The sequence below is a fragment of the Martinezella lusitana genome (genome assembly GCF_016901135.1).
GTDB lineage: Bacteria > Pseudomonadota > Alphaproteobacteria > Rhizobiales > Rhizobiaceae > Rhizobium > Rhizobium lusitanum_D.
Map to the genome: position 1 here is coordinate 45,025 of NZ_JAFEVL010000030.1, position 9,257 is coordinate 54,281.

Consider the following 9,257-nt stretch of genomic DNA (forward strand, 5'->3'; position numbering starts at 1 on the left):
ATGCCCGGTCCCTATGTAGTCCCCGTCCACGGGGATGCGGAATTGCCCAAGGAAGTCGACGTCGTCGTCATCGGCGGCGGCATCATCGGCGCCTCGACAGCGCTCGAACTTTCTGAGCGCGGTCTGCGTGTCGCGCTTTGTGAAAAGGGCGGCATCGGCCAGGAGCAGTCGAGCCGCAACTGGGGCTGGGTGCGCATTTCCAGACGTGACCCGCGCGAGGTGCCGCTGATGGCGGAAGCGCTGCGCATCTGGAGCACGCTCGACACCCGCACCGGCCGCGATACGGGCTACAGGAAGGCGGGCATCGTCTTTACCTGCGCCGACGACAAGCAATATGCGGATCATGAGCGATGGAACCGAAATCTCGAGGGCTACCAGCTGGAAAGCCGCATGGTGGGTTCAGCTGAATTCAAGAGTCTTTTTCCGGGCTCTCAATTGGACCTGAAAGGCGCGCTCTTTACGGCGGCTGACGGTCGGGCCGAACCACAACGCGCAGCGCCGGCGATCGCCGAAGCCGCGCGCGACAAAGGTGCGACGATCCTCACTGAATGTGCCGTGCGCGGCATCGAGACGGCGGGCGGTAGGATCTCCGGCGTCATCACCGAGCGCGGCCCGATCGCCTGCAAGGCCGTCGTTCTCGCCGGCGGCGCCTGGTCAAGCCTGTTTGCCGGCATGTTCGGGCTCGACCTCCCGCAATTGAAGGTGATGAACTCCGTACTGCGCACCAAGCCGCTGGAAGGCGGTCCCGAGCAGGCGATCTGGGCCAACGGCTTTGCTCTGCGCAAGCGCCAGGATGGCGGCTACACCATCGCCTCCGGTCACGAGAACATCGTTGACATCGTGCCGAAGTCTTTCCGCTATGCCGGCAAGTTCTTTCCGGCGCTTAAAAAGGAATGGCGCTCGCTGAATTTCCGCCTCTCCGGCCGCTTTCTTGACGAGGTCCGCATTCCCGACCGCTGGGCGATGGATGAGGCAAGCCCGTTCGAATATTGCCGCGTCCTCGATCCAAAGCCATCGACCCAGCTTTCGAACACGGCGCTTGCCAATCTCAAGAAAGCCTTCCCGGTTTTCGAAAAGGCCGAGATCGCCCAGCGCTGGGCCGGCTATATCGACGTCACGCCGGATGCCGTGCCGGTGATCGACGCGATCGACAGCATTCCAGGCTTCCACATCGCGACCGGCTTTTCCGGCCACGGCTTCGGCATCGGCCCGGCGGCCGGGCGGCTGATGGCCGATATCGTCACCGGCAAGCCGCCGATCGTTGACCGCAAGAACTTCCGTTTCTCCCGCTTCCACGACGGTTCGAAGATCGAACTGATCAGTGGTTTCTGACCTGCCCGCCAATAGAAGACAGTAAAAACAACAAGAGAGAAGAACAGCCAAAGTCCTACCAACAAAAAGGGGAATCAACATGTCCGACGCAAACGACACTATCCTCCTGAAACCCACCCGCCGCCAGGCGCTGACCATGATGGCGCTCGGCGCTTCCGGGCTGATCATGCCCAATATTCTCGGCCGCGGTGAAGCTTTCGCGGCACCGCCCGCCAAGCCGACCGGCCAGCTCATCATCGGCTTTTCGCAGGAGCCGACCGTCTTCAATCCGCACCTGATACACATCGAAGTCGATGAGGGTATCCATTTCAGCGTCTTCGATCCGCTCTTCAACGTCACCCCGGAGGGCAAGTTCACTCCCGCACTTGCAACCGAAGTCCCGACCGTCGAAAACGGCGGCATCTCGGCCGACGGCCTTAAGTGGAAGATCAAGCTGCGCGACGGCGTGAAATGGCATGACGGCACGCCGTTCACCGCCGAAGACGTCAAGTTCACCCTCGAACTCATGGTCGATCCGGATTTCCGCAGTTGGCGCAAGACCGGTCACGAACTGGTGCGCGATCTCACCGTCGTCTCGCCGACGGAAATCACCTGGCGGATGGAAAAGCCGTTCGCGCCCTACCCGTCGATCCTTGCCGCCACATTCATCGTGCCGAAACATGTCCTCGGCGCGGAGAAGGACAAGAACAGCGCGCCCTTCAACAACGCGCCCATCGGCACCGGCCCGTTCAAGTGGGTCGAACGCATCGCCGGCGATCACATCACGCTTGCGGCCAATACCGACTATTTCGGGGACGGCCCCTACCTCGAGACCCTGGTCTACAAATATATTCCCGACCTGACGGTGCTCTATACCCAGTTCAAGACAGGCGACATCGACGTCGTCGGCCTGCAATGGATCACGCCGGATCACTATGACGAGGCCAAGGGGCTGGATGGCAAGGCCGTCGCCGTCGTTCCAGCCGCCACCGTCGAATCCGTCGGCTTCAACATGGAGCGGCCGCAGTTCAAGGACCCGGCGGTACGCGAGGCGCTCTATTACGCGATCGACAAGCAGACGATCATCGACGCGCTCTATTACGGCTTGCCGACACCGACCGAGAGCTACATGCCGCAGCAGTCCTTCTACTACAATCCGGACCTGCCGAAGCAGGAATTCAGCACCGACAAGGCCAAGAAGATCCTCGATGACGCCGGCTGGAAGCCCGGCGCCGATGGCATCCGCGCGAAGGACGGCGTCAGGCTTGCCTTCACCAACTCCACCACCGCCGGCAATCATATCCGTGAGCAAGTGCAGCAGTTCATGCAGCAGACCTTCAAGGATATCGGCGTGGAGCTCACCATCTCCAACCTGCCGCCGGCGGTCATGTGGGGCGATTATTGGACAATGTCGAAGTTCGATTCCGTCGTCGTCGGCATCAATTTCCAGACCGGTTCCGATCCCGACACCTCGGATTATTTCCGCTCCACCGCGATCACCGCCAAGGGAGGAGCCGGTCAGAACTCCTGGCAATATGCCAATCCGGAAGTCGACAAACTCCTGGCTGAAGGCGGCCAGATCTTCGTGCCGGAGGAGCGCAAGAAGGTCTACCAGAAGATCCAGGAGATCATGCGCCACGACCTGCCTTTCCTGCCGCTGTTCCAATATGCGACCGTACGCGGGCACAAGGTAGGGGTTGAAAACGTCATCCCCAACGTCAACGTGCGCATCGACACATGGAACGTCGGCACCTGGTACTGGGCCAAGGCCTAATCGTCCCGTTCCAGCCCTTCGATCCGTTGGGGGTCGGAGGGCTGGCCGCTTCCCATCTCGTCACCATCGGAGACGAATGCCATGCTTCGCTATCTCCTCAGTCGCCTGTGGCAGAGCCTGATACTGCTGCTGCTCGTATCGATGATCGGCTTTGCCGTTCTCACCCTCGCACCCGGCGGCCCGCTGTCGCAATATACGCTGACGCCGGGCATGACCAAGGAGGCGCTCGACCGGATCGCCGCGCAGATGGGTCTCGACCGGCCGCTGCCCATCCAGTATCTCGACTGGCTGAGGCACATGCTGATGGGCGACTGGGGCCACTCCTATCGCGACAACCAGCCGGTGCTGTCGATCATTCTCGGCCACCTCTTCGCGACGCTGCTGCTGATGGGCACCTCGATGGCGATCTCGATTGTGCTCGGCACCTGGATCGGCATCAAGGGTGCTACCAAGCGCTATTCGATCTTCGACTACAGCGCCACCATCGGCGCCATGGTGGCGCTGTCGATCCCGACCTTCTGGTTCGGCCTTGTCGCCATCTATGTTTTCTCGCTGAAACTGAAATGGCTGCCGGCAGGCAACATGTACACGGTCGGCAACGGCTCGTTCAGTGATTATGCGATCCATCTGATCATGCCGAGCCTCGTGCTTGCCCTCGTCAACATCGCTGTGTGGAGCCGCTACATGCGGACCGCCACGCTCGATGTCATCAACCAGGATTTCGTCCGCACCGCCAACGCCAAGGGCCTGTCGCCACGACGCGTGTTGTTGCGGCATGTCGTCGGCAATTCTCTGCTGCCGATGATCACGCTTGCCGGCGTGCAATTGCCGACGATCCTCGGGGGCGCGCTGGTGGCCGAAACCGTCTTCACCTGGCCGGGAATGGGGCGGCTCTTTCTCGATAGTCTCGGCTACAGCGATTATCCCGTTGTCATGGGCCTCCTGATGTTCTCGGCAGTCTTCGCGCTGATCGGCAATCTGCTCGCGGATCTGCTGGTCGCCTTCGTCGATCCGCGCGTCCGGCTCGGTTAGGAGAAACGCCATGTCTTCCTCTTCCCCCACCAGCCTCTCCCCGCCCGTATTAGCGCATACGCACTGGTGGCAGAACCGCACGCTGCGCCGTTTCGCTCGCCACAGGCTCGCCCTCCTCGGCGTCGCCATGATCACGCTCATCATCCTTACCTGCCTGATCGGGCCGTCGCTACTTCCCTATGACGAGCTTTTCATCGATTTGCGCCACCGCTTCGCGCCGCCCTTTACGGCCGGCTACCATATTTTCGGGACCGATCCGCTCGGGCGCGACGTTGCCGTGCGCCTTTTCATGGCGGGCCGCATCTCGCTTCTGGTCGGCTTTTTCGCCATGGTGCTCAGCACCTTGATCGGTACCACGATCGGTGTCGTCGCCGGCTATTATGGCGGCCGCCTCGGCATGTTTCTGATGCGCTTCGTCGATGCTTTCCTGTCCTTCCCCAGCATCTTCCTGCTGCTGGCACTCGCGGCCTTCATCAAGCCGAGCCCCTTCATGATCACCGTCATCATCGCGGTGACGAGTTGGATGGAGGTCGCGCGCATCGTTGAAGCAGAGGTGCGATCACTGCGCGAACGCGACTTTGTGCTGGCGGCCCGCATGCTCGGCCTTTCCAACGGCTGGATCATGTTTCGCGAGCTGCTGCCGAATGCGATAGGCCCGATCATCGTTGCGGCAACCCTGACGGTGGCACGCGCCATTCTGCTCGAGGCCTATGTCAGCTTCCTCGGCTACGGCATCCAGCCGCCCTTGCCAAGCTGGGGTAACATGCTGAACGGTGCCCAGCAATATCTGGCCAGTGCCCCGTGGCTGGCGATCGTTCCCGGCGTTGCCATCACCCTTGCCGTCACCAGCTTCAATTTTATCGGCGACGGCTTGCGCGATGCGCTCGATGCCCGCAGCGACCTGAGTTGAGAAAACCACCATGACCAAGTTTTCGCCGTTTAAGACGACATTGTGGTACGCGACGGCACCGCCGGCTCCCGAAACGACAGAGTTGGAAGGCACAACCAAGGCAGACGTCTGCATCGTCGGCGGTGGCTACACCGGACTGACGACGGCGCTTGAGCTTGCCAGCGGCGGCATCAGCGTCGTGCTTCTCGAAAGGGAAGAAGTCGGTTTCGGCGGCTCTGGCCGCAATGCCGGGCATTGCACGCCGACCTTCACCCACTACAGCCTGCCCGAATTGCGCTCGATGCTGGGCGAGCCCTGGGCCGAGCGGCTGATCGCCCGGCAGACCCGCGCCAATGACCGCGTTTCCAGCATGATCCAGCGCTATCAGATCCAATGCGAATGGCAGCAGAACGGCTATGTCATGGGCGCCCCCTACCCCGGCGCGATGAAGACGATCGAGGAGAAGGTGCGGACCTATAATGCTGTCGGCGCCCGGACGCGGGCGCTCGACAAGGACGAGGTGGCGGCTATCACCGGCAGTCCGCGCTTTCATGGCGGCTGGCTGCATGAGGAGGCGGGGCATCTGAACCCGCTCGGCTATTCCCGAGGTCTCGCGCGGGCGGTGATCCAGGAAGGCGGCACCATCCACACCAACTCGCCGGTGGCCGGATGCGAGCGCCAGGCCGACGGATGGGCGATCAGCACGGCCAAGGGCAAGGTCATCGCCGACAAGGTGATCTTCGCGACAGGCGCCTACACCGTGGGCGGCTGGCCGAAACTTGACCAGACATTCAAAATCCAGAAAGTCTTCGTCGCCGCTACCCAGCCGCTTTCCGATGACGAGCGCCAATCGATCCTGCCGCGAAACACCACCATCCACGATGGCCGCGGCGATATCTATGTCTACAAATACAATGCCGAAGGACGGATCGTCGCCTCCATGTTTCCAATGGGTCGGCGTGGCCGCGACATGGAATATACGCGGCAAGTCATGAGCGATCGGCTGAAGTGGCTGCATCCGCAGATCAAACAGGAGATCCGCTGGGAATACTTCTGGTTCGGCGAGCTGGACATGCAATATCGCACGGTCCCGCGCCTCTATGACCTGGCACCCGGCGTTGTGGCGCTGACCGGTCTTTCCGGCCGCGGTGTGCCGACGGGCAGCATGCTTGGCGGCATTCTTTCGGAATGGGCCAGGGGCGTGCCGGAGAAGGATCTTTCGCTCAAGCTCGAGCCGCTGACGTCAGCGCCTTTCTACATGAACTATGGACCTAAGCTCACCCTGCGCTATCATCGCGTTTCGGACTGGATCAAGACGAAACTCGCCGGTGCTCCCTTGCCGCCGCACGCTTGATGGTAGCGTCGCCTTAAGCTTTGCGGCGGAGCATGCTGGCATGACCAGGCATCGTTCGACCGATGTTGCACTTCATCCTTGAACCCACCTCAGGCTCTCTCAAACGCAATAACGACTGGCCGTTCTCCAGCAACGCGTAACAGCAGCTTTCGATTTTGACGGTGCATGCTCGGAATGTTGTTTCAAATATTCGGCAGGCATCATCCGCATTGCGAACTGCTCGAAAGCTCTGCGCTAAGCCCTTCATGACTGTCGACAGACGCATCAAGATGAGTGTCAGACCTTTTCTTCCGGGTATTCGAACTTGGTAGTAACGCTGCCGTCCTTGTTAATCATCAACGTAACGGCTTGCCAATCGCCGCCCGGAACCCAAAGCGTGAATCGATTTACACAGAAGAGTGCCCCATCCCGGTGTTTGCTGTTTGATCAACGTGATGAAGAATATAAATTTAATGGCGTCGTTTGGTACGATTAGCAACTCTATTTTGCCACTCTGCTTGAGTGAGAACCTTTCCGGAGTTTTCGACTTTTTTTCTGATCCCACCATCTGGATCGTGTCTGATATAAACATCAAAGACACCATCTTCGTTTTTCCAAATTTCGATTTGCCGACGCAAGCACTGATACAGCACCCTATTTGTACGAGTGGGCGTCGAGAGGTTCACGACGAAATCTACAAGTATCTTCTTCTTGTTGAGTTTCGTCCGCCAGAGAAAAATACTGTCCTGCAAGGCATCGAGGCTCCAACCAAAATAGTCAGGCAGAACTCCTTGGTCAAAAAATAGCTGAAATAGCTCTTCATCGCGCTCCACGATTCTATCGATTCTCACGATGAGATCATATTTCTCCGCGGGATCGGGCGACTGATTATAATATATCATCTTCACTTTACCTTTATAAAGCTTTCGTAATGGTTCGGAGTGAACCGAATACTTCCATCAGATGAGTATAAAAGCCTTGCAGGTGAACTCTCGATACCGGGGATATTTACAACGTATGTAGTGTAGTTGTTGGATGATCCCCTTGATCCTGGGAGAAGTCCACTATTGTTCAAGTATTCGTGGGCGCCGTTTGAGCCAGCATTTTGGCTAATTTCATTCATTGTCGGCCTAAGATCGAGTGCGCCGTCATAAACTGTTTCGCCGAAGCTGGTAAGTTGGATTCGATTGTAAACCTTGCTTGAGCCGTTGTTGGGGACGACTAAAACAGAATCGCCAAGAATCTGGCAATTAGTATTGTGCATCCAGACCGGCTTGGCGTTATCATTCGCGGGCTGTTTGACGAAGTACGTGTGGTAGTCAGCAACGGTGAGATTATAGGCATCGAGCGACTTGGCTTCGATGCGCATAGAAACGACGGTAGACCAAGAGCCGTCGTCATCCAGCATTCTGTCGCCAGGTTTCAGATCCTTAATGGCAATCCAAACACCGTCGCGGATTGGCCCAGAATAGAACCGTCCATCGATCGCAATTTGCGCGGCCTTGGAGGCGCCCTGCGGCAAAACAGCGAAGACGCGATGCAACGTGGTGGTGGTGATCGTCTGCTCTACGTGGCCGCCTTCGGATTGCAGCGTTAAATAGACCGTCTCAGAATGTTTATCCAGGAAACGCTTTAGGACTAGCTTATAGCCTTCATTGCCTTGTTCATCGCGCGACCAAACCAATGTCCTCCCTGGGCGCACCTCGCTGATGGCCGTAAATCCGTCTACGGTTTTGACCAGCGTGGAGCCATCGAATGAGCAACCACCTTCGGCGGGAGAGGCTTCCGCACTACCGGGAGCATGGTTGGATGTCCCGCCTTTGCCAGACGTTCCATTCGCGCCGACCGTTATGACGCCGTAAAGGATTCCAAGGCGAAGCGCTGTGGCATAGTCACTCTTCGACGCCGTAAGGAGCGCCTTTGCTTCGTCATTTCTTCAAATTAGCTGCAATACGATCGGCATCGGCGATTTGGCCGAGATCGCTGTCGTCGGCATATTCGTAAGCTTGCAAAAACGCCCACTGCCTTTGCAATACTCCGATTGGCGAAAGATACTCGCCATCGCCTGTCAGAGCGGCGTCCACATATTTTGCCGCTGCAATGCGCAGATCCGTTCTGGCTTTGACGCATTCGCTCGATGAATTTCCAACACAACCGTGCAGTTGGTCGTCACGTGCCTGAGAGAGATCGAGAAGCTCATATTGGCGAGTGCAATCCTTATCGCTGCCACCTCGGCAGGCCAATTCGGCGCGTTCCAGCTCCTTACTTTCCTCATGTGTCAGGTAGTTGTAGTTGACATTATCGAGCGCGGCTGCCGCGCCTGTGCCTCCGCCGGCGGCCGCGCCGACGGCTGCCGCCACCAATGTGTGATAGCGCTCTTCTGGGCATCCGTGAGGTTGGGATCGGCCTGCAGGACCTGCTGAAGCACGCCATTGGCGATTTCGCTCGCAGCACCGCCGAGAGCGCCGGCACCCACATTGCTGCCGGCCAGCTGTGAGACGATCGCGCCGACGGCAGCATGCAAGGCGACCTTCTCAGGAGATCCTTCGGCAAAGCCAAGTTGCGTCGAAAGCTCGCCGACGCCCATGTTCAGAAGCACCGACAATGCCGCTGCGCTTTGCTGCTGGGCTTTCAGCTTGTCGATGTTAAAGGGATCGACCGTATTGCTCGCCTTGGAGGCATCGGTATTGAGGCCTGAAAGATCCTGGCTCTGGCCTGTGAGGTTCCAGTTGCCGGGCGTGATCGTTGCCAGCGTCGCGCCGCTATCGCTCTGTTTGGCCGGTTGGCCGACGACGGGGAGCGGAATGCCTGCGCCAATCAGGCTGAAGCCATAGCTGGTCGAGGACGCCGACATCGAATTTTCGATGTTGGAATAGAGGATCTGGTTGGCGGTCAGATCGTTGTTTTTGGGGTCGGCG

General features: G+C 58.8%; 9 protein-coding genes. 5 read left to right on the forward strand and 4 right to left on the reverse strand.

All coding sequences use genetic code 11. The annotated features are described in order from the left end of the window. The 5 genes from JTP94_RS11445 to JTP94_RS11465 all read left to right on the forward strand — a co-directional run bounded on the left by JTP94_RS11445 (window position 1) and on the right by JTP94_RS11465 (window position 6,360). The gene (locus tag JTP94_RS11445; RefSeq protein ID WP_204850610.1) at window positions 1-1,332 is read left to right on the forward strand and encodes an FAD-binding oxidoreductase; all 1,332 of its coding nucleotides are present in this window, start codon (window positions 1-3) and stop codon (window positions 1,330-1,332) included. 79 nt (window positions 1,333-1,411) lie between these two features. Then, a complete protein-coding gene (locus JTP94_RS11450; protein ID WP_204850611.1) occupies window positions 1,412-3,085 on the forward strand; it encodes a peptide ABC transporter substrate-binding protein in 1,674 nt (557 codons plus the stop codon). 81 nt (window positions 3,086-3,166) lie between these two features. Beyond that, window positions 3,167-4,117, forward strand: a complete 951-nt coding sequence (locus JTP94_RS11455) for an ABC transporter permease (RefSeq protein WP_204850612.1) — start codon at window positions 3,167-3,169, stop codon at window positions 4,115-4,117. A 10-nt stretch (window positions 4,118-4,127) separates the two neighbouring features. Continuing rightward, window positions 4,128-5,027, forward strand: coding sequence for an ABC transporter permease (locus tag JTP94_RS11460; protein WP_204850613.1), 900 nt, complete (start codon window positions 4,128-4,130; stop codon window positions 5,025-5,027). A gap of 10 nt (window positions 5,028-5,037) precedes the next feature. Continuing rightward, on the forward strand, window positions 5,038-6,360 hold the full coding sequence (locus tag JTP94_RS11465; RefSeq protein ID WP_204850614.1) for an FAD-binding oxidoreductase: 1,323 nt from the start codon (window positions 5,038-5,040) through the stop codon (window positions 6,358-6,360). 449 nt (window positions 6,361-6,809) lie between these two features. Here the strand turns inward: JTP94_RS11465 and JTP94_RS11470 are convergent, their stop codons facing one another. The 4 genes from JTP94_RS11470 to JTP94_RS11485 all read right to left on the reverse strand — a co-directional run bounded on the left by JTP94_RS11470 (window position 6,810) and on the right by JTP94_RS11485 (window position 9,193). Further along, window positions 6,810-7,172, reverse strand: a complete 363-nt coding sequence (locus JTP94_RS11470) for a hypothetical protein (protein ID WP_312038152.1) — start codon at window positions 7,170-7,172, stop codon at window positions 6,810-6,812. 71 nt (window positions 7,173-7,243) lie between these two features. After that, window positions 7,244-8,023 carry a polymorphic toxin-type HINT domain-containing protein gene (locus JTP94_RS11475; protein WP_246754831.1) on the reverse strand — a complete coding sequence of 260 codons (780 nt, stop codon included), beginning with the start codon at window positions 8,021-8,023 and terminating at the stop codon, window positions 7,244-7,246. 244 nt (window positions 8,024-8,267) lie between these two features. Then, window positions 8,268-8,699, reverse strand: coding sequence for a DUF6862 domain-containing protein (locus JTP94_RS11480; RefSeq protein ID WP_204850617.1), 432 nt, complete (start codon window positions 8,697-8,699; stop codon window positions 8,268-8,270). After that, window positions 8,618-9,193: a DUF637 domain-containing protein gene (locus tag JTP94_RS11485; protein WP_204850618.1), complete on the reverse strand. Its 576-nt coding sequence runs from the start codon at window positions 9,191-9,193 to the stop codon at window positions 8,618-8,620. Before JTP94_RS11485 ends, JTP94_RS11480 begins: the two co-directional genes overlap by 82 nt. Window positions 9,194-9,257 lie beyond the last annotated feature (64 nt).

What these genes read in the sequence shown, in the direction of transcription:
- JTP94_RS11445 (WP_204850610.1), top strand. Translation starts at nt 1, where the DNA reads ATGCCCGGTCCCTATGTAGTCCCCGTCCACGGGGATGCGGAATTGCCC.
- JTP94_RS11450 (WP_204850611.1), top strand. Translation starts at nt 1,412, where the DNA reads ATGTCCGACGCAAACGACACTATCCTCCTGAAACCCACCCGCCGCCAG.
- JTP94_RS11455 (WP_204850612.1), top strand. Translation starts at nt 3,167, where the DNA reads ATGCTTCGCTATCTCCTCAGTCGCCTGTGGCAGAGCCTGATACTGCTG.
- JTP94_RS11460 (WP_204850613.1), top strand. Translation starts at nt 4,128, where the DNA reads ATGTCTTCCTCTTCCCCCACCAGCCTCTCCCCGCCCGTATTAGCGCAT.
- JTP94_RS11465 (WP_204850614.1), top strand. Translation starts at nt 5,038, where the DNA reads ATGACCAAGTTTTCGCCGTTTAAGACGACATTGTGGTACGCGACGGCA.
- JTP94_RS11485 (WP_204850618.1), bottom strand. Translation starts at nt 9,193, where the DNA reads ATGTCGGCGTCCTCGACCAGCTATGGCTTCAGCCTGATTGGCGCAGGC.